This window comes from Halomonas sp. 3A7M (assembly GCF_014897875.1).
In the GTDB taxonomy this organism is placed as follows: Bacteria; Pseudomonadota; Gammaproteobacteria; order Pseudomonadales; family Halomonadaceae; genus Vreelandella.
The window spans coordinates 1-19,028 of the sequence record NZ_JABUZD010000110.1; the positions used below are offsets into that span (position 1 = coordinate 1).

Below are 19,028 nucleotides of genomic sequence, written 5' to 3' on the forward strand. Positions count from 1 at the left end.
GGCTACGGGTCTGAGCGCACGATAAATTTTGAATAGCCACTTAGATGAATAAAAAACCTACTCAATATTCTGAATCTGCTCCCGCATCTGCTCGATCAACACCTTCAACTCCACTGCACAACGCGTCGTCTCCGCCACTACGGATTTTGACGACAGCGTGTTGGCTTCGCGGTTGAGCTCTTGCATCAAGAAGTCTAACCGGCGGCCTTTGGGGCCTTTTTGGGCGAGCTGGTGGCTCACTTCTGCTATATGTGCGGTGAGGCGGTCCAGTTCTTCGTCTACATCGGCTTTCTGCGCGACCAGTACCAGTTCGGCTTCCAGGCGTTGCGGGTCGAGTTCGGTTTTGGCGACTTCTAAGCGTTCCAAAAGTTGGGCGCGCTGGCGCTCTAAAATTTGCGGCAGCAGGCTGCGCACAGTGGCGACTTGTTCACTCACAGCCGTTAGCCGAGTGGTGATCATCTCAGCAAGTTTTTCGCCCTCCCGGGCGCGGGCGTCGATCAACTCGTTCAGTGCTTGATCAAATAGCGTTTTGGCGGCGGCTTTGATGGCGTCTTGGTCGAGGTGCTGGGTTTCCATAACGCCGGGTTGGTTAAGCAACGCCAGCGTGGTGGGCGGCACGGCACTGGGTACCTGTTGCTGAATAGCGGCCAGGGCATCGGCTATTTCTTTTAAGCGCTGGGCGTTAACCGCAGGGGCTTGGTTGGCTTCGGCGGCTTCAAAACGCAGGCTGCACTCTACCTTGCCCCGCGCTAGGCGCGTGCGTAAGGCATCGCGTAGCACTGGCTCCAGCTCGCGTAGAGCGTCGGGCAGGCGAAAGTGCGGTTCCAGGTAGCGCTGATTCACCGAGCGGATTTCTACCTGCAGAGTGCCAAACGGGGCAGCCTGCTCGGTGCGGGCAAAGGCAGTCATGCTGTGTACGTGGCGTGGGTTGGCCATTAAAGTTTCCTGTTCATCGCGCATTTAGGTCAGTCTAACCGATCTTGTGCTGGTGGATACGTCTGCCTTGAATAGGCCCATCAGTGGCGGCGTTGACGTGTACAATAGTGGGCTTTCCCACTGTTAAATTGATGTGAGGTGCTATGCGTCCTGATGTTGTTCGCCCTAGCGGTCGTGAAGCCGACCAGCTTCGTGAAATTCGCATAACCCGCGATTACACTCGCCATGCAGAAGGTTCGGTACTGGTGGAGTTTGGCGATACCAAGGTGCTGTGTAATGCGAGCGTAGAAGCAGGCGTACCGCGCTGGCTGCGTGGTAAAAATCAGGGTTGGATCACCGCTGAGTACGGCATGTTGCCCCGTGCCACGCACACCCGCAGTGGCCGTGAAGCGACGCGCGGTAAACAAGGTGGCCGGACGCTGGAAATTCAGCGTTTGATCGGCCGTAGCCTGCGCGCGTCAGTGAACTTGAAGAAGTTGGGTGAATTCACCATTACCGTGGATTGCGATGTGATCCAGGCCGACGGCGGCACCCGTACCGCGTCGATTACCGGTGGCTGCGTGGCGCTGGTGGATGCCATTCGCTATCTGCAGCGTGAGAAGAAGATTAAAGGTGACCCCTTTAAACAGCTGGTTAGCGCGATTTCGGTGGGTATTTATAAAGGCGTGCCGGTACTAGATCTGGACTATCCGGAAGATAGCAAAGCCGACACCGATCTGAACGTGGTGATGACTGAAAGCGGCGAGCTGATCGAGGTGCAGGGTACTGCAGAGTCGGGTGCGTTTAACCGTACTGAGCTGAATGCGATGCTTGATCTGGCGGAGAAAGCGGGCTCCGAGCTACGCGCAAAACAGCGCGAAGCACTGGGTATTCGTGGCTAAGGCGTTACTTGGCGAATAACTTACGCGCTTACGCAAACAGGCCAGCTTAAAAGCTGGCCTGTTGCTGAGACGGGTAACGCGACGCGGGAAAGTGAGCGCTTATAGCGCTAAGTCATACTCAACGATCAGCGGTGCGAACTCAGAGAAGGTCGCATCGTAATCAATCCACGCGTCAACCACATGGCGACGGAAGTTGGGGCCGACCAGTTGGTAGTCGATCCGCCAGCCTTCTTGGCGCTCACGGGGCACGTCTTGGTCGAGCTTTGGCCACCAGGTATATTCACCCGCGTCGCGATTAATTTCGCGGAAGGTGTCGATAAAGCCGGTTGGGCCAAGCACCTGATCCATCCAGGCACGCTCTTCAGGGCGGAAACCAGAGGTAAGCTGATTGTCCGACCAGTTGGCCAAATCAATGGTTTTATGGGCAACGTGCCAGGTACCACAGATGATGTATTCACGGCGTTTGCGCGACATCTTCGTCAGGTACTCTTGATACTGCTCCATAAACGCCTGTTTAGCTTTTTGATCACTTCCATCAGGCATCAAGAAGGTGGCGATGCTGAAGCGGTCATAATCCGCCTGCAGAAAGCGCCCTTCGTGATCACACTGAGGGAACCCAAGGCCGTACATAATCGCCTTGGGAATTTTGCGGCAATAAAGTGCCACGCCGGAGAAACCATCTTCTTCTGCATCCAGAAAGTAGCCTTCGTAGCCTTCCGGATAGAGAATATGGTCGTCCAGTTCAAAGCTTTTTGCCTTGATGTTCTGCACGCAGATCACGTCGGCATCCTGCTGAGCCAGCCAGTCCAGGAAGCCACGGTCGACGGCATCACGTATACCATTGACATTGATGCTGGCAATTTTCATAAATCGTCCCTTTTGCGTCGCTGCTGTATGATACCCGACGTTTAGACGTTTGGGTAAATAGACAAACCAAATCTTGCTATTTAACCCCGTTTTATTGTTGCGTTTACTTAGGTTCCTATTACTTTCATTCCTATCGACAAGAGAAGACCACCGTGGCCACCACTCTACAACCCTATCAGCGCGATTTCATTGCCTTCGCTATTGAGCAGGGCGTGCTCAAGTTTGGCGAGTTCACGCTTAAGTCGGGGCGAATAAGCCCTTACTTTTTCAATGCTGGCCTGTTTCAAACCGGCCGTGCCTTGGCCAAGCTAGGCCGATTTTACGCCCAAGCGATTGTTGATAGCGGCCTGCAGGCGGATGTGCTGTTCGGCCCAGCCTATAAAGGCATTCCCTTGGCAGCGGTCACCGCTGCGGCCTTAGCCGACCATCACGACCGCGATATGCCCTACGCGTTTAATCGTAAAGAAGCCAAAACCCACGGCGAAGGCGGCAATATTGTCGGCGCGCCACTGGCCGGCGATATTTTGATCATTGATGACGTGATTACGGCCGGTACGGCTATCCGTGAAGTGATGAGCCTGATTGAGCAAAGCGGTGCCCGCGCGGGCGGCGTTATTATTGCACTTGACCGTCAAGAGCGCGGCCAGGGCGAGCAAAGCGCTATCCAGGAAGTGCAGGCTCAGTACGGCATGCCGGTTGTCAGTATTGTCACCTTAGAGCAAGTGCTTACTTACCTTGAAGAGCGTGCTGGAGGCGAAATGCTGGCTTACGCCGAAGCCGTACGCGCTTATCGCGACCGCTACGGCATCACGGGCTAGTCACTGCATCTATCGCTCACTGCTTAATGCGCCAGCATAGCCTTGCTGGCGCCACGCCTCATAGCTAACGATGGCCACCGCATTGGAAAGGTTCAAGCTACGGTTATTGGGCTGCATGGGGATACGCAGCTTGTGTTCTTCAGGCAGCGCAGCGTGCACTTGGGGTGAAAGCCCTGCGGTTTCTGAACCGAACAGCAATACGTCGCCCGGGGCGAAGGTCGCGTCACTGTGAGCACGGCTGCCTTTGGTAGTAATCGCCCATAGTGTGCGCCCCTGCATCGCCGCTTGAAACGCCGTAAAATCGGCATGGCGGGTAACATTGTTTAGATCGCGGTAATCTAGCCCGGCGCGCCGCAGCTTTTTCTCTTCGAGATCAAAGCCCAGCGGTTCAATTAAATGTAATCGGCAGCCATTGTTAGCCACCAGGCGCATAATGTTACCCGTGTTGGGTGCCATACGCGGTTCAAATAGCGCTACTTCAAACATTACCACCTGCCTATTATTAACTCATTGTGCGTTCGCCCAGCGCCGCTGATTGTAATGGAATTTGCCAAGAAACACTTGTAGAGGTCACCCTTCACCATGACGCCCCAACCGCCAAAGAGCATTCTTAGCCGCATCAAAGGGCTAAACCCGCGCCAGCAGGAAGCGGTGCGCTATATCGATGGCCCCTGTTTGGTCTTGGCGGGCGCCGGGTCTGGTAAAACCAGCGTTATTACCACCAAAATTGCCTATCTGGTGCAAGAGTGTGGCATGAGCGCGCGCAAAATAGCGGCGGTTACCTTTACCAATAAGGCCGCCCGGGAGATGAAAGAGCGCGTTGGGCAAATGCTGAAGGGCAAAGAGGGCCACGGGCTAACGGTGTCGACGTTTCACAATCTGGGCCTGAATATTATTCGTGGTGAGCTGAAAACCCTGGGCTACAAGCCGGGCTTTTCGTTGTTCGACCCGGAAGATGCCAAAGCATTGCTGCGCGATTTGATGAACAAAGACGCTCAGGTAGACGCTGAGCAGATCAACGCTGTGCAAGCCAAAATTTCCACGTGGAAGAATGATTTAGTGCTGCCCAGTGATGCGCTTTCGTTTGCCGCGGATGATGACGAGCACTTTGCCGCACGGGTTTATGAAGCTTACGTACGCCACTTGAAAGCCTATAACGCGGTGGATTTCGACGACCTGATTCTGCTGCCGGTGGTGCTCCTGCAACGCGACCCAGAGGCACTGGCCCGCTGGCGGAACAAAATCCACTACATGCTAGTGGATGAGTACCAGGACACTAACGTTTCCCAGTACCTGTTGGTGAAACTGCTGATGGCGGAGCGGGCGACCTTTACCGTGGTCGGCGACGACGATCAGTCGATCTACGCGTGGCGTGGCGCACGGCCTGAAAACCTGGTGACCCTTGGCGAAGACTTTCCACGCCTGAAAGTGGTTAAGCTAGAGCAGAACTACCGCTCGACTGGCACTATTTTGCGCGCGGCCAACACGTTAATTGCCAATAACCCGCACGTTTACGATAAAACCCTGTGGTCGGATATGGGCGATGGTGCGCCTATCCGGGTCATCGTCAACCGCCATGAAGAGGCGGAGTCAGAGCGGGTAGCCAGCGAAATGCTGACTCGGCGCATCAAAGAGAAGGCGGAATGGCGAGATTTTGCGGTGCTCTATCGGGGTAATTTTCAGGCACGTTTATTAGAGCTCAAGCTGCAGCATTACCAAATTCCCTACAAGCTTTCCGGTGGTACGTCGTTTTTCTCTCGCAACGAGATCAAGGACACCATGGCCTATCTGCGGCTGTTAATTAACCCCGCCGATGACAATGCCTTTTTACGCATTGTGAATGTGCCTCGCCGTGAAATCGGGCCCGGTACGCTGGAAAAGCTGGCCAACTATGCAACAGAACGCTCTATTTCTCTGTTTGCTGCCTGCCACGAGCTGGGATTAGAGCAAACGCTGCCGACTCGGGCCGTGGAGCGCCTGTCACGCTTTACGCACTTTATTGATGGCGTGCGCAAACGCATGGATCAAGACGATGCCATCGCGGCCATTCGCGACATGCTACGCGATATGGATTACGAAGCCTGGCTGTACCAAAACGCCAGTGCCCCGACTGTCGCCGAACGACGCATGGCCAACGTTTGGATTTTGATTGATCAGCTAGAAAAGTCACTAAACCGCGACCCCGAAGATGCTGATGATTCCACGGCGACGGAAACCGATGGCGTCGAAGCTGCTATTTCGCGTTTAGTGCTTCGGGATATTCTTGAGCAGCAGGCCGAAGAAGACGACTCCGACCGTGTGCAACTACTCACTATGCATGCCTCGAAAGGGCTAGAATTTCCCCATGTCTATTTGATGGGCTTAGAGGAAGACTTGCTGCCTCACCGTAACGCTATTGAAATGGAGACGGTAGAAGAAGAGCGCCGCTTGGCTTATGTCGGCATCACCCGGGCAAGACGCACGCTAACACTCACGCTAGCCCGCCAGCGTAAAGCGTATGGTGAGCTGATGGACTGCCAGCCCAGCCGCTTTTTAGACGAACTGCCCGCTGATGATTTGGAGTGGGAGGGACGCGCCGATAAAGAAGACCCCGAGAAAAAGCAGGCACGCGGGCAAGACGCGATTGCCGGGCTGCGTTCTCTGTTGGGTTAGCGGCAAGTTAAGAAGAAAATAAAACACAAAAAAATATCCACAGGGGGTTTCAAAAACCACCTGTGGATAAATTTAACAGCCATTATTACAAAAACTGTTTATTGTACTTCTGAGACCATGTAATCGACAACGGCCATGATCTCTTCGTCAGAGGCACTGCTACCACCGCGTGGTGGCATCACGCCTTTGCCGTTAAATACGCTTTGGTAGAGCGCATCGGTACCCTGCTCAATACGCGGGCCCCACGCTTCGGCATCACCTATCTTGGGCGCGCCAGCTACACCGGCAGCATGGCACGCAACACAGCCAGCACTGGTATAAAGCGCTTCACCATCTAAACCGCTGCCACCACTAGCAGCTTCTTCTTCACTGGCGACTGCTTCTTCTTCGCTAGCTGCAGCGTCGGTAGTCTCTTCATCGGCACTGGCATCCTCTGCCACAGCCGTATCGTCGCTGGCGCCCTCTTCAGTCGCTTCAGCAGCCGCTTCTTCTTCACCGCCACCTAGCTCGGGAACTTCCATGACAGGCTCAACCATGTAAGCCACCGCCGCTTCCATCTCTTCGTCAGAAAGGTTGGGGTTGCCGCCTCGAGCAGGCATTGCACCAATACCGTTGATGGCATGCTCTAATAATGTGGCAAAGCCTTGCTCAGTACGTTCAGCCCATGCGGCTTCATCAGCACGCACCGGAGCGCCAGCAGCGCCGGTTTCGTGGCACGCCATACAGATATTGTTGTAAATACCTTCGCCATCAATCTCATCGCCGCCGCCACTAGCGGCGGCCGGTGCTGCTGCGGTACCACAGTCTTGGCCTTGCAAGCAAAGTTGACCTACCGGCGCTAGGCGCTCAGCGATTGCGTCACGTGCTGCGTCTTGGGCATAAGCACCGGATGTGCCTGCCATGACGCCTAGGGCCGCCAGCCCGCTCATGATCAGCTTAGATTTCACTCTCACCACCTCTTGAGTTTTGTCATAAAACGTTTTGTGCTTAACCCCTGCGCGCGGCAGCGACATCATCAACCTGCGGCAACCGAGACGCCAAGACGTGCATATCGCATTAGTATACCGAGAACGCTAAGCGTAAGAAAATGCTACTAAGCGCGGCAATTCAACCTATGCCGTACTCTGTGCTTTATTCAGCAGTTTAAAAAAGGTGCCAACGATCACCTAGTTAACACCAAGCCAGTAAACGCTGCTGAGCATAACGCGTAAACCCTGCCTGAGCATATACACGCTTTGCGGGGATATTCTGCGCATCAACAGTGAGCGTGATGTCACTGGCTCCCGCCTTGCTAGCCAACGCTTGCGCTTGTTGAATAATTGCCTTGCCCATTCCCCCGCCACGCCACTCAGGCAACAGCCCCATCAACTGCAGTGACCAGCGCTGGGTCGTATGGTTAGGAGCAAGTAATAGCACGCCGACGGTTTCCCCCTGATGCTGCACTTGATACCAGTGCTCTGGTGCCTGCGGTGCTTGGTCATAAAATCCTGCAAGCAAGGTGTCAATGGTGAGCGCTTCGCGAAGCCCTGGGCAGTCTAACGAGCCTTCACTGACGTTCGCTACCAGCGCCCGCTGTTGCGTGGGTGACAATTCAGCAAAGGGGCTTAGCGTTAGCAGGTTAGCGAGCGATTGAACGGTTTGGCACTGCCACATAAGGTGCTCCAGGGTGGCAAGTACCCGCATGTTGTTAGCGACTAGTACCGTTTCCCAGTGGGCCACATCGTCAGGTAACACCACATGACATAGCGCTATCGGCTGCTCGTTTACCCAGCCCTGCAAGGCTTTCAACAGCGTATCAGTTGCCGAATTATGTTGCCTGGGCAGCCAAAGCTGAGCCGTTTGATTAGCCAATGGCTGTACCCAGGCGGCGGCTTCGATATGGCCCGCTTTGGTAGCTATCCAAAGGCCCTGCCAAACAGCGTCAGAGCCAGCTTTTATCGTTGATAAGGCATGCTGTAATGCAGACTGCTGCGTAGGATCATGCACCGCAGCCAAATGCAGTAATGCTTCACGCCGTTGTTCAGGTGGGCACTGCTTTACTGCGCAGGCTAAGGAGCGGTGGCCGAAAGAAGAATGACGTGTCATGTTACGTTCCTGAGTAGCCCGCCGTGAATGAAAGGAGTCATCCATCGATATGCGCATTTTACTGGTTGAGGACGACCCTAGTTTGGCGTTGGGGATTCGTATGGCGCTGAAACCTGAGCACTATACGGTAGATCATTTAGCCGATGGCAATAACGCGCTTCATGCGCTTAAAAATGAACCCTTTGATGCGGTCATCCTAGACCTTGGTTTGCCGACGATTGATGGAATGGAAGTGCTGCGCGCTATTCGGCAGCATGGCAGCCAACTGCCGATTTTGGTTCTAACCGCCCGCGATGCGATGGATAACCGTATCGAGGGATTGGATGCAGGTGCCGACGACTACCTCACTAAACCTTTCGAAGTAGCAGAATTAAAAGCGCGTCTGCGTGCTTTGTTACGCCGTAGCCAAGGACAAGCCAGCGGCTTGCTCAGCTGTCGTGGAATTAGCCTGGATCCGCAGACCTTACAGGTAAGTTATCAACATCAAGTGATCACACTTTCGCGCCGTGAGCTAACACTACTACAGGAGTTTATGAGCCACCCAGGCCGTGTGTTCACCCGCGATACCTTAACGCGATTAGTCTACGGCTGGGAGGAAGATGTCGAAAGCAACGCTATCGAAGTGCATATCCACCATTTACGGCGAAAGCTGTTTCCTGAGGTCATCCGCACCGTAAGAGGGATCGGCTATGTCATGGATAAATCGTGATGATTAAATGGCACCAGGTAAGCCTATGAGTTCTATTCGCCAGCGCACCCTGGGGCTTGCGCTGCTTGTGTTTGGCGCGAGTATGCTAGTGATTGGTTTTATTAGCTATCGTTATGCTGCCCATGAGATTGAAGAACTTCATGATGCTAGCCTGGCACAAAATGCCCGTTTGCTAGAAGGGCTACTACAGGCACCACTGCCTGATAGCGACCGTACGCTTTTATTAAATAGCGTGGAGGGCGCGCTGCTACGTGCAGAGCAATCCGATAACCGTTTTGCAGGCCATCGCTATGAAACCAAGCTGGCGTTTCAGCTTTGGGAAGGCGACCGTCTTCTGCTGCGTTCCGCCAGCGCCCCCGACACACCGCTTACCCAGCAACCACCGGGTTATTCAACGCTGTCGGTAAATCAGCATGACTGGCGCATTTACGTCCTGGAAATCACTGGCACAGACAAACGCGTGGTGGTGGGCGAGCGAGAGGACGCGCGTGGTGAACTGATCAGTGCAGTGGCACTACGCACCTTATTACCTGATCTTATTGGCCTACCGTTACTGACACTATTACTCTGGTGGTCGATCGGCTGGGGGCTCGCTCCTTTATCGCGAATGGCAGAGCAAATCCGTGCCCGCGATCCCCACCACCTAAAACCGTTGACGCTTTATCCACTTCCCCTAGAACTGGAGACCATTTCTGGCGCCATAAACCGGCTGTTGGAACGGCTCCGCCAACTGCGTATTCGCGAAAAGCGCTTTATTGCCGATGCGGCTCATGAGCTACGCACCCCCTTGGCAGTACTTGATTTGCATGCGCAAAATGCGCTCACTGCTGATAATGCCGATGACCGAGAGGAAGCCCTGCACCACTTACGCAGCGGCGTGGCCCGTTCAACGCGGCTAGTCTCTCAGCTATTAACCCTGGCACGCCTAGACCCCGAAGAAGAACCATTACCCGAGTATCGCTGTTCCGATGTATTACATGAAACGCGCGAAACGTTGGCAAAGCTCTCTCCGCTAGCCGCAGAGCGGCATCAACAGCTGTTACTGGACGCGGATGACTCAGCTAACTGGGCAATAGAAGAAGAACCCGGCGCTATCGAAACACTGGTGCAAAATCTAGTGGGTAACGCCATTCAACACTCGCCTGTTCAAGGTGCTATCACGGTCACGCTAGAGGCATCGACAACAGACGTTATCGTCACTGTTGATGATCAAGGACCCGGTATCCCTGCAGCGCAACGCAGCCGGGTGATGGAGCGCTTCCAACGTGCAGGTACTAGTGCTGGCGCGGGATTGGGGCTATCCATTGTCGAGCGCTTGGTCAAACGCCATCAAGGCGTCTTACAGCTCGATCATGCCCCTAGCGGCGGGCTTCGCGTGCGAGTAGCCTTGAGTAGAAACGCCCTAACACAGCGTCAGCCAAAAAATAATCGGCCATAAGAGAGCTGTTAAGATTCCCATAAGAATTCCGTGCAAGTGTGAAAGTACAAGATAGGCAATGCCATTAACGACCTATCTATTCACATGACGGAGATTCCCTGAATGAATATGCTCGTCCACTCACCCAAACCACTTATCCAGTTTGGTGAAACGCCACTGCTTATTACGCCAACAGCAAAACAGTTAACACCTGAAAGCCCTGCGTTATCGGTGCTAACAGATTTTACTCAGGTCACGCCTCAGTCAGTGTCCGCTGATACGCCCATCGACGATGCCCATTTAAAAATGCGCCATGGCGGTGTTCGCCTATTGTTTGTTCTCGACAAAACAAACCACTGCATTGGCGTGCTCACCGCCAAAGAAGTCATCGGAACACGGCGCATTAACTTGGCGATGCAGCAGAGAAACCTTGATCGTACGGAAATTACAGCCGATATGATTATGACGCCCTGGCAAAAACTTAGTGCGATGCCCTTTGAGCAACTTAACTCATTAACGATTGAAGACCTTGTGCTTTCCATGGAGCGTTTTACAGAACAGCACTTGTTGATTACTGAGCATAAACAAAATCAACCATTAAGCGTACGCGGTATTATTTCTGCCACCGATATACAACACGCCATGGGCAATAAAACCACGATGCAGGTCACCTCTTCAACAGTGCCAACGGCCAGTAGCTTTGCCGATATTTGCAAAGTCATTACCGGGCACGATTTATAGTCTCGAAGACAAACTAGCCAAGTCTACCGCTAGCCTTTACCAAAACGCCCCTTATCAATTGATAAGGGGCGTTTGTTTTACCTATCTGAATTAGCCGCTAATTTAAAACAGCGCTGCATTAACCCATAGATGAACCATAATACTGGCAGCATAGCCCAACAAAATAGCGGGTGCCCAGCGTATGTGCCCCATAAAGGTATAAATACCCCGTGCTTGGCCCATTAACGCTACACCCGCTGCAGATCCCATCGAAAGCAGACTACCGCCCACACCGGCGGTTAAGGTAATCAGCAGCCAGTTGCCTTCCGACATATCCGGTGCCATGGAAAGTACCGCAAACATCACTGGGATGTTATCGACGACTGCTGAAATCATCCCCAGCACCACGTTGGCCCACACAGGGTTCCAGCTACCGTAAAGGGTTTCTGACAATAGACTTAAATAGCCCATGAAACCCAGGCCGCCAACACACATTACGACCCCATAGAAGAATAACAACGTGTCCCACTCTGAGCGGGCAATACGGCTGAAGATATCAAAAGGAACAACACTTCCCAGTTGCTCAAGCTTCTTCCAGTCGCCGCGACGTGAGTAACGCTCACGCTTGCGCTCCAGGGAGCGTGGCAGGCTGCGGCGTAAGTAGTAACCAAAGAATTGCAGTAGGCCAAGGCCAAACATCATGCCCATCGCCGGGGGCAAATAAAGCACCGAGTGACACAGCACTGAGATCGCCACAGTAATCAAAAACAGCACGATAATTCGCCGCGCACCACGTTTGAGCCAGACATTCTCTTTGAGCGATGCAGGCTGGCGATTAACGATAAAGAAATTCATGATCACCGCAGGTACCATAAAGTTGACGATGGCAGGCATCAATAACGCAAAGAAACCACCAAACGGTACCTGACCCGCCTGCCACACCATCAACGTGGTGATATCACCAAACGGGCTGAACGCGCCGCCTGCGTTTGATGCTACCACTACGTTGACACAGCACAGACTAATAAACTTTTTATCGCCTTCGGCCACCTTCAACACAACCGCGCACATCAACATCGCCGTGGTCATGTTGTTGGCAATGGCAGAAATACCAAAGGCAAGACAGCCCGTAATCCAAAACAGGCTACGGTAACTAAAGCCTTTGCGAACAAGCCATGCCCGCAGGGCATCAAAGATACGGCGCTCTTCCATGGCGTTGATATAGGTCATCGCTACCAGTAAGAACAGCAAGAGTTCGGTATATTCAAGCAGCGTTTCTTTAAAAGCAGCTTCCGCTTCATGAGGCATGCCCGCTTGTACATAGACCCACGCCACCAGGGCCCAAATAAGCCCAGCGGCCACCAGGACTGGTTTAGATTTGCGCATATGAATCAATTCTTCGCTCATTACCAAGGCATAGGCAAGAACGAAGATGACAACAGAGGCAATACCTGCAAACGAAGCGGTAAGATCTAAAGAACCAGAAGAGGCATAGGAGAGGGTGGGAAAAGCAAACAAACATAGCGCGATCAACAACCAAGCAAACCGGCAAGTAGACTGCCGCATTGCAAGGACGTTAGGTGGTTTCATAGTAAAGTGATCCTGGCAGGGTTAAGAAAGACCGCCACGATGATAAGCACACTAATTACGTGCTGCAACGCAGCGATCAAAGTAAAGATGCGGCAAATAGCCGCATCTTGTAAAGCACTGTTAGAAGCTCACAATTCAGTTAGAAAATAACCTAGTTAGCTTTTTTTAACGGGGCGCGGCCACCCTGCTTTTTCTAGTTGCTTGCTGCGAGTAACCGCCAATGCATGCTCCGCTACATCTTTGCAAATGGTTGAGCCCGCACCAATAGTCGCTCCTTTACCCACCGTGACGGGGGCCACTAAGGCGGTGTTGGAACCAATAAAGGCGTTATCACCAATCTCGGTGCGGTGTTTATTTACACCGTCATAATTACACGTAATGGTGCCTGCACCAACATTCACATCACGACCTAAATGGGCATCACCAACATAGCTTAAGTGATTGATTTTACTCCCTTCACCAACATCAGCATTCTTGGTTTCAACAAAGTTTCCTACCTTGGCTTTGACTGCTAGGCGTGTGCCAGGGCGTAGCCGTGCAAAGGGGCCAACTTGGTTCAAACCAGCAGCGACGGTTGTGTCGATCACACTATGGCTGTCGATAACGCTTTCAGCGCCAATCGTACTGTTTTTAATCACGCAGTAAGGCCCAACCCGCACCCCTTCACCCAGCTCTACGTCACCTTCAAACACGCAGCCCACGTCGATAAACACATCATGACCACAGGTGAGCTTACCGCGTATATCAATTCTTTCCGGGTCGGCCAATGCAACGCCTTGGGCCATTAACGTCTCAGCTTGCTGCAGTTGATAAGCGCGCTCTAAACGAGCCATTTGTGAACGGTTATTCACGCCTTCAACTTCTACTGCACTGGCTGGCTGGGCAGTACACACTTTGATGCCTTCATTTGCCGCCATCGCAATCACATCAGTCAAGTAGTACTCGCCCTGAGCATTTTCGGCAGACAGCTGTGGTAGCCACCGTTTAAGCTGAGCACTGGTCATCGCCATGATGCCGGTATTGCATTCGGTAATGGCAAGCTGGTCGGCACTGGCATCTTTTTGCTCAATAATAGCCACTGCCTCACCGTCATCATTGCGAACAATGCGTCCGTAACCAGACGGATCTTCCAACGTAACGGTTAGCAGCCCCATATGCTGCTCATCAACGTGGCTGAGAAGTGCCATCAGTGATTCACGGCGGATCATAGGAACATCACCATACAGAACCAACACGTTCCCATTACCTAATTGAGATTGCGCTTGAGCAACCGCATGGCCAGTACCTTTTTGCTCTTCCTGAACCGCAAACGTTACATTGCTCTCTGCTAACGCTTCGCGTAGCTGGTCAGCACCATGGCCAATCACGACATGCGTGCGAGTCGGCGTAAGGCCATTGGCAGTATCTAACACATGTTGCACCATCGATTTGCCTGCCAGCGTATGCAGCACTTTTGGTGTTTGTGAGCGCATACGTGTGCCTTTTCCAGCGGCGAGGATAACGACATCAAGGTCTTGCATTTTAGTCACCTGTAACGGTTTAGCGGTTGGCGGCGGGAGCTTCCCAGGCTTCAATACCCAGTTCATCTATAAGCGCTTCATCGAAGTATTCCACGAAGGCGGGACTGGCCACGCTTCGCCAATGATCGTTCTCTTTCACTAACATCAATACATTGAGGTTATTCTCAATTGCCATCTGCATCCCTTCTTCGCTACCTGCGACTGAGATAGCCGTGGACCACGCATCGGCCCATGCATTAGAGGGATGAAAAACAGACACGGACGCTAACTGATGCTTAACCGGCCGACCGGTGCGAGGATCAATAGTGTGGGAGAAACGTTCACCATCAACTTCAAAATAGTTGCGGTAATCCCCCGATGTTGCAACCGACATATTTTCAAGAGGAATAACATGCTGTGCTTCTGGTACGCCGTTATGTGGTACCTCGATGCCAACACGCCAAGGGCTTTGCTCTTCTAAGTCACGGTATCCACGGGCAATTAATTCGCCACCAATATTGACGAGGTAGTTTTCAATCCCCTGTTGATCCAGATATGCCCCAACGCGGTCGGTGCCATGCCCCTTAGCCACACCCGACAAATCAGCAAATACATCGCGCGAGCGCCGCGCCTGCATAAGCTGAGTATCGATTTCAACCGCATCATAGCCAATCGTGGCCATGCGTTCGCTAAGCTCCACGTCTGAAGGCACCTCTTCAGGGCGTGCCTCAGGACCAAAACTCCATAAATTGACCACATCACCAACGGTGATATCAAACGCGCCGTTGCTTGCTTCTGATACCGAGTGGCTAATCGCAAGCACTTCAATTAACTCGTTAGACAGCGGTTGCCATTCATTAAGGGGAGCCTCATTAAAGACCACAAGCTCGGCGTCATCGCGGTAAGTCGACATCGCTTGATCAACGTCGTTGAGCTCCGCTAGGAAACCTTCTTCCAGTGCATTCGCCTCGCCTTGGGTTAGCGGGTCCGCAATGGTGACTTGGTAAAACGTCCCAAAAATACCGCCTTCAAAGCGAACAGGGGTATCTAAAGGCCGATCATTCTCTGAACACCCCATTAATGCCCCAGCAGCAATGAGCAATAATCCCGAACATTTTAACCACCGAGAATTAATCTTCATTTTATTTTTCCTTGAATAAAACGCACTGGGTTAACAATGAAAAACCTCTATCGCGGAAAGAACTAGAAGTGGAAAAACCATAGCAACCAAGCCCCAAACAGCACCCGATATACCACAAATGGCTGCATGCCCAGCTTTTTAATCACAACCAGGAAGTAGTGGATACACACATAGGCGCTTATGCCCGAGAGTAAAGTACCTACTAACATGGCCGGTATATCGATAAGCTGAGGGTCTTTCAGTAAGTTGATTGCCTCAAGGCCACCCGCCAGCACAATGACAGGAATTGACAGTAGAAATGAAAACCGTGCTGCGCCCTCTCGGCTCATCCCCACCATTAATGCCGCTGTAATAGTGATGCCTGAGCGCGAGGTGCCTGGAATGAGTGCCAATACTTGAGCGCCGCCGATGATGAGTACATCTTTTAACGTCAACTGGTATTCGCTACGCGTGCCGCGTTTTTTCCAGTCTGCGTAACCAAGTAGCAGGCCAAAAACAATCAAACTGGCACCAATGATCAGCGTAGAGCGCATGTAACCTGAGATCACATCGTGAAGCAAAAACCCGACGATACACACTGGCAAGGTGGCAATAACGACCCAAAACGCCAACATGGCATCATCATTAACCGCTTGGCCGCGAAGTGCGGCCAAGCTGCTAGCGATCATTCTGCCAATTTCATGCCGAAAATAGATCACAACGGCGCTTAAACTGCCAAGATGCAGCGCCACATCAAAAGCAAGGCCCTGATCTTCCCAGGCAGTCAAAACAGGTACCAATATAAGGTGAGCCGAACTCGATATAGGTAAAAATTCTGTGAGCCCCTGAACTACCGCTAACACAACTACCTGTAACCAATCCATGGGTTATCCCGTGCTTAACTATTAATGATATTTATGTGCTTTGTGACATTCATGCGCTCGCAATGGCGCTAAGGATACACATCCCTTAATTCATTGTCCGCATCCAGCATACGAGCAAATTCACAAGAAGGTATAGCGCTAAGGCACTGTGCGCTACAATAGACATCTATTGGAAGTATGTGCCCAGCAAGGTCCCTCATGACTCAGACCGTAGAATCGCCAGTGGTTCCCAAGCATGAGCTAGATAGCCGAGAAGCCAAGCGTGTTACCTATATTGGCGCTTGGCTGGATGGCTTGTTGAGCATTGTTAAAGTCGTGGTCGGCTTTTGGGTGGGCTCGGCGGCGCTGATTGCCGATGGTATCCATTCACTTTCAGATCTTGTGACCGACGGTTTTGTGCTAGCCGCTATCCACTACGGCCGCCAGGAACCCGACGATGATCACCATTATGGTCATGGCCGTATCGAAACCCTAACGACGCTACTGCTGGGTAGCGTACTGATCTTTGTGGCGGGTGGTATCGCCTGGTCTAGCCTTGATCGTTTGTTTAGTGGTACTGAGGTCAGTGCCCCTGGCATGGTGGCTATTGTCATTACAATCATCGCCTTATTCAGTAAAGAGTGGATTTTTCGCTATACCATGCGCGTTGCTAAACGCGTTAAATCTAAGCTATTGGAAGCAAACGCTTGGCATTCCCGCAGCGATGCACTCTCCACCGCAGTGGTCTTGGTTGCATTAATTGGCGCGCAGTTTGGTTTGGGCTGGCTAGACGCTGTTGCCGCTATCATTGTTGGCTTATTAGTTGGCAAAGTAGGTTGGGATTTACTCTGGGAGTCAGCTAGAGAATTAGTCGATACCGCGCTACCTGAAAGCGTTCAACGGCAAATGCATAACGTTGCTCAAAGCGTCCCAGGAGTAGATAGTGTTCATGACTTACGTACCCGCCAGTCTGCAGGCTGGGTCATGGTCGACTTACATGTGGTGGTCGGGCCAAAAATCACCGTGTCTGAAGCCCATGAAATCGGCAACGAAGTAAGTCGACGTTTACGGCATGAGTTTCCGTTGCTCACCGATGTTATTTTTCACGTTGACCCCGAAGATGATGCCGGAGAAGGCGATCCCAGCCGTCTCCCCGGCCTTCCGCTGCGGCCCGAAGTGGAAGCCGCACTGAACGAGCGCTGGTATATGCACCCTGTCTGGCGCACATTAACCGAGCTGCAGCTCCACTATTTAGACGATAAAGTATCGGTATCGCTGATTATTGGCGATTCCGTACACCAGCCCCCCCAGTGCTTAGCCAGCCAACTAAAGGCACTTGCCAGTGACATAGAGTGGCTGGGCCACGTAGAAGTTATGTTTATTACCCGTGCGGCCAGCAGTGCCATGCGTTAAAGCTGTCTTAAAACTGATTGGGTTAAAACAAGCTATACGTTTGTTAATATGGCGGTGGCAATGGTGAAGTAAATCAGTACCCCAGAGGCATCAATTAACGTTGTCACCAACGGGGCTGAAGCAGTGGCAGGGTCGACCTTAAAGCGCTCTAGTACAAACGGTAGGCACATACCGATCATGCTACCAAACAGAACAATGGTCACCATGCTTAACGCCACGATGATGGCAACTGCTTCACCGCCACGAAAAATCCCGATAGGTGCTACTGCAATTGCCATGGTGATGCCCAGTGAGCCAGCTACCAGCAGTTCACGGCCTAGCATCTTACTCCAGTCTTTCACACCAATATCGCCAGTCGCCATACCGCGTACCATCAACGTAGCTGCCTGAGCCCCCGCGTTACCTCCACTACCAATCAGTAACGGCAGGAAAAAAACAAGCGCAACTTGGGCTGCGATCGTGTCCTCAAAGTAGGCAATACCTGCGCCAGAAAAAAGATTGGCAAATACCAGCAGTACCAGCCAGGTAACACGCTTGCGGTAAAGACTCCACAGTGGAACTCGGCTAACACCATCCTCTAACTGGCCAATAGACATCCCCTTGTGGATATCTTCTGTGGCTTCAGATTCAGCAACGTCCATGGCGTCATCGTGGGTGACGATGCCAACCATGCGTCCCTCGGCGTCTAACACCGGCAGTGCCAATAAATCGTAGCGGGCAACAATACGAGCGACTTCTTCCTGCTCTTCATCCACAGGCGTACTAATCACATCTTTAATCATAATGTCGTCAACTAACGCCCCGGGACGAGCGATCATCAGTTGGCGCAGTGACATGGTGCCAATCAACTGCCCATCGCTGTCGAGCACATAAAGCTGGTAGACCGTTTCCGCATCTGGGGCCGTTTGGCGAACCCGCATCATAGCTTGTGACACCGTCATGCCACTGGCTATGGCGACATAGTCAGAGGTCATGATGGCGCCAGCCGTACCTTCTTCGTAGCTTGCTAGGCGTTTAAGATCTTCCCGCTCTTGGTGAGCCATACGGCGTAACAACGCTTCTCGGCGGTCCTCATCTAAGAGATTAAATAAATCCGCCCGTTCATCGGAGCCCATCTCTTCAAGAAGCTTAAGCACCTGGGTATCCGACAGCTTACCAACTACCTCAAGCTGGCTTTCTCCTGGTAAATAACCCAGGACATTAGCAGCGCGCTCGGCAGACAGAATATCCAACAGGCAGAGTGCCGCAGGCAACTCCTCATCGTCTTCAATCATCTCTTCAAGCACTTCACCGATATCCGCCGAGCGGGTTTCGGCCAAACGCAAAGATAGTACTGATTTACTAGGCGCTTCCTTGGCCAGCTCGTCGAGCAGTTCGGTTTTTAATTCCTGCAAGGTTTCATCGTTCAATGACATCGCTATCTCCCTTTGTGCAGACGCATATTGTGCAGGTGAAGTG

The 19,028-nt window shown here is 52.4% G+C and carries 17 protein-coding genes; 7 read left to right on the forward strand and 10 right to left on the reverse strand.

The features are described 5' to 3' along the window. Positions 1 to 57: 57 nt before the first annotated feature. Positions 58 to 936 (reverse strand): YicC/YloC family endoribonuclease, encoded by an 879-nt coding sequence (locus INT19_RS09305; protein WP_193060543.1) that lies wholly within the window; start codon positions 934 to 936, stop codon positions 58 to 60. Between the two features lie 143 nt (positions 937 to 1,079). Here INT19_RS09305 and rph point away from each other — a divergent pair, with 143 nt between their 5' ends. Next, complete coding sequence (rph, locus tag INT19_RS09310; RefSeq protein WP_193060544.1) at positions 1,080 to 1,817, forward strand: ribonuclease PH; 738 nt, start codon at positions 1,080 to 1,082, stop codon at positions 1,815 to 1,817. A gap of 99 nt (positions 1,818 to 1,916) precedes the next feature. Here rph and INT19_RS09315 read toward each other — a convergent pair whose 3' ends face one another. Next, complete coding sequence (locus INT19_RS09315) at positions 1,917 to 2,684, reverse strand: exodeoxyribonuclease III (RefSeq protein WP_009723298.1); 768 nt, start codon at positions 2,682 to 2,684, stop codon at positions 1,917 to 1,919. Positions 2,685 to 2,836: 152 nt separating this feature from the next. Here INT19_RS09315 and pyrE point away from each other — a divergent pair, with 152 nt between their 5' ends. Next, positions 2,837 to 3,502: an orotate phosphoribosyltransferase gene (pyrE, locus tag INT19_RS09320; protein ID WP_193060545.1), complete on the forward strand. Its 666-nt coding sequence runs from the start codon at positions 2,837 to 2,839 to the stop codon at positions 3,500 to 3,502. Between the two features lie 9 nt (positions 3,503 to 3,511). On the opposite strand, the gene INT19_RS09325 is transcribed toward pyrE, so the two are convergent. Continuing rightward, on the reverse strand, positions 3,512 to 3,988 hold the full coding sequence (locus tag INT19_RS09325; protein WP_193060546.1) for a tRNA (cytidine(34)-2'-O)-methyltransferase: 477 nt from the start codon (positions 3,986 to 3,988) through the stop codon (positions 3,512 to 3,514). A 96-nt stretch (positions 3,989 to 4,084) separates the two neighbouring features. On the opposite strand from INT19_RS09325, the gene rep reads away from it, so the two are divergent. Continuing rightward, positions 4,085 to 6,154 carry a DNA helicase Rep gene (gene rep / locus INT19_RS09330; protein WP_095603372.1) on the forward strand — a complete coding sequence of 690 codons (2,070 nt, stop codon included), beginning with the start codon at positions 4,085 to 4,087 and terminating at the stop codon, positions 6,152 to 6,154. 98 nt (positions 6,155 to 6,252) lie between these two features. On the opposite strand, the gene INT19_RS09335 is transcribed toward rep, so the two are convergent. Next, the gene (locus tag INT19_RS09335) at positions 6,253 to 7,101 is read right to left on the reverse strand and encodes a c-type cytochrome (protein WP_193060547.1); all 849 of its coding nucleotides are present in this window, start codon (positions 7,099 to 7,101) and stop codon (positions 6,253 to 6,255) included. A gap of 223 nt (positions 7,102 to 7,324) precedes the next feature. Next, complete coding sequence (locus tag INT19_RS09340; RefSeq protein WP_193060548.1) at positions 7,325 to 8,239, reverse strand: GNAT family N-acetyltransferase; 915 nt, start codon at positions 8,237 to 8,239, stop codon at positions 7,325 to 7,327. Positions 8,240 to 8,288: 49 nt separating this feature from the next. Between INT19_RS09340 and INT19_RS09345 the strand changes: the two genes are divergently transcribed. From INT19_RS09345 to INT19_RS09355, 3 genes are all read left to right on the forward strand, one after another. Then, positions 8,289 to 8,948, forward strand: coding sequence for a response regulator transcription factor (locus INT19_RS09345; protein ID WP_089040155.1), 660 nt, complete (start codon positions 8,289 to 8,291; stop codon positions 8,946 to 8,948). Positions 8,949 to 8,973: 25 nt separating this feature from the next. Then, positions 8,974 to 10,386 (forward strand): ATP-binding protein, encoded by a 1,413-nt coding sequence (locus INT19_RS09350; protein WP_193060549.1) that lies wholly within the window; start codon positions 8,974 to 8,976, stop codon positions 10,384 to 10,386. 102 nt (positions 10,387 to 10,488) lie between these two features. Beyond that, positions 10,489 to 11,106 (forward strand): CBS domain-containing protein, encoded by a 618-nt coding sequence (locus tag INT19_RS09355; protein ID WP_193060550.1) that lies wholly within the window; start codon positions 10,489 to 10,491, stop codon positions 11,104 to 11,106. 102 nt (positions 11,107 to 11,208) lie between these two features. Here the strand turns inward: INT19_RS09355 and nhaD are convergent, their stop codons facing one another. From nhaD to INT19_RS09375, 4 genes are all read right to left on the reverse strand, one after another. Further along, positions 11,209 to 12,675 carry a sodium:proton antiporter NhaD gene (gene nhaD / locus INT19_RS09360; RefSeq protein WP_089040152.1) on the reverse strand — a complete coding sequence of 489 codons (1,467 nt, stop codon included), beginning with the start codon at positions 12,673 to 12,675 and terminating at the stop codon, positions 11,209 to 11,211. 155 nt (positions 12,676 to 12,830) lie between these two features. Beyond that, positions 12,831 to 14,195 (reverse strand): bifunctional UDP-N-acetylglucosamine diphosphorylase/glucosamine-1-phosphate N-acetyltransferase GlmU, encoded by a 1,365-nt coding sequence (gene glmU, locus INT19_RS09365; protein WP_193060551.1) that lies wholly within the window; start codon positions 14,193 to 14,195, stop codon positions 12,831 to 12,833. A gap of 19 nt (positions 14,196 to 14,214) precedes the next feature. Further along, positions 14,215 to 15,315 carry an FAD:protein FMN transferase gene (locus tag INT19_RS09370; protein ID WP_193060552.1) on the reverse strand — a complete coding sequence of 367 codons (1,101 nt, stop codon included), beginning with the start codon at positions 15,313 to 15,315 and terminating at the stop codon, positions 14,215 to 14,217. 62 nt (positions 15,316 to 15,377) lie between these two features. Beyond that, on the reverse strand, positions 15,378 to 16,178 hold the full coding sequence (locus tag INT19_RS09375) for an undecaprenyl-diphosphate phosphatase (RefSeq protein WP_193060553.1): 801 nt from the start codon (positions 16,176 to 16,178) through the stop codon (positions 15,378 to 15,380). 198 nt (positions 16,179 to 16,376) lie between these two features. On the opposite strand from INT19_RS09375, the gene INT19_RS09380 reads away from it, so the two are divergent. Then, positions 16,377 to 17,570, forward strand: a complete 1,194-nt coding sequence (locus INT19_RS09380) for a cation diffusion facilitator family transporter (RefSeq protein WP_038479836.1) — start codon at positions 16,377 to 16,379, stop codon at positions 17,568 to 17,570. 32 nt (positions 17,571 to 17,602) lie between these two features. Here the strand turns inward: INT19_RS09380 and mgtE are convergent, their stop codons facing one another. Then, positions 17,603 to 18,985, reverse strand: a complete 1,383-nt coding sequence (gene mgtE, locus INT19_RS09385) for a magnesium transporter (RefSeq protein ID WP_193060554.1) — start codon at positions 18,983 to 18,985, stop codon at positions 17,603 to 17,605. Positions 18,986 to 19,028: the final 43 nt, after the last annotated feature.